The sequence below is a fragment of the Streptomyces sp. NPDC047042 genome, assembly GCF_040644035.1.
Lineage (GTDB): Bacteria > Actinomycetota > Actinomycetes > Streptomycetales > Streptomycetaceae > Streptomyces.
The window spans coordinates 1-1,321 of record NZ_JBEYVP010000117.1; the positions used below are offsets into that span (position 1 = coordinate 1).

General features: G+C 67.1%; 1 protein-coding gene. It reads left to right on the plus strand.

Annotated elements, in window-relative coordinates:
• Positions 1–50: 50 nt before the first annotated feature.
• Positions 51–1,294 (plus strand): IS3 family transposase gene (locus tag ABZ855_RS48330; protein ID WP_360820456.1). Its coding sequence is split into 2 segments (ribosomal slippage): positions 51–333 and positions 333–1,294, totalling 1,245 coding nucleotides; the frame shifts between segments, so codons are not numbered across the junction.
• Positions 1,295–1,321 lie beyond the last annotated feature (27 nt).

Sequence of the window (1,321 nt, forward strand, 5' to 3'; positions counted from 1 at the left end):
TGAACCGCTCCGGGTCTGATGGAGGCTCGATTCCCTGAGAGGATCGAGCCATGGCACGTCCGTCCCCCTACCCGCCCGAGCTTCGTGAGCGCGCGGTACGCATGGTCGCGGAGATCCGTCCCAACTACCCAACCGAGTGGGCCGCGATGAAGGCGGTCGCAGCCAAGCTGGGCATCGGCGCCGCAGAGACGGTGCGGACCTGGGTTCGCAAGGCCGAAGTCGACGGTGGCCGGCGGCCCGGCGTCACGTCCGAGGAGGCTGCGGAGATCAAGCGGCTGCGGACCGAGAACGCCGAGCTGCGGCGGGCCAACGAGATCTTGAAGGCGGCGTCGGCTTTCTTCGCGGCCGAGCTCGACCGGCCGTCGAAACGCTCGTAGCGTTCATCGACGCTCACCGCCAGGTGTTCGGAGTCGAGCCGATCTGCCGCGTCCTGACCAGCCACGGACTGAAGATCGCAACGAGCACCTACTACGCCGCCAAGAATCGCGTCCCCAGCGCCCGATCGGTGCGCGACGCCGAGCTGAAGACGCAGATCAGCCGCATTCACGCGGCCAACTTCAGCGTCTACGGGGTGCGGAAGGTCTGGCGGCAGCTGCACCGCGAAGGCATACCGACGGCCCGCTGCACCGTCGCCCGGCTGATGCGCAACCTCGGCCTCGAAGGCGCCCGACGCGGGAAGAAGATCCGCACCACGATCCCGGACGACGGCCACGATCGGGCCTCTGACCTGCTCAGGCGCGACTTCACCGCCTCCCGTCCGAACCAGCGGTGGGTAGCCGACTTCACCTATGTCGCCACCTGGTCCGGGATCGTCTACGTCGCATTCGTCGTGGACGTGTTCTCCCGCGCGATCGTGGGCTGGTCCGCCGCCACCAGCAAACGGGCCAAGCTCGTCCTCGATGCCCTCGACATGGCGCTGTGGCGCCGCGACCGCGCCGGAACTCCCGCCGGACCGGGCCTGGTTCATCACTCGGATGCGGGCAGTCAGTACACGTCGTTCGCCTTCACCGCGCATCTCCTCGACGCAGGCATCGACGCCTCCATCGGCACCGTCGGCGACGCCCTGGACAACGCGCTCATGGAATCCCAGATCGGCCTCTACAAGACGGAGCTGATCAAACCCCGCAAGCCCTGGCGCGGACTTGCCGACGTCGAACTGGCCACAGCGGAATGGGTCGACTGGTTCAACAACCAGCGTCTCCACACCGCGATCGGAGACATCCCGCCCTACGAGCACGAGACCAACTACTACGCTCAACACCAGCCCCAACCGGCGGCTGGAGTCAACGCATAGAGCCTCCACCGATCCCGGAGCGGTTCA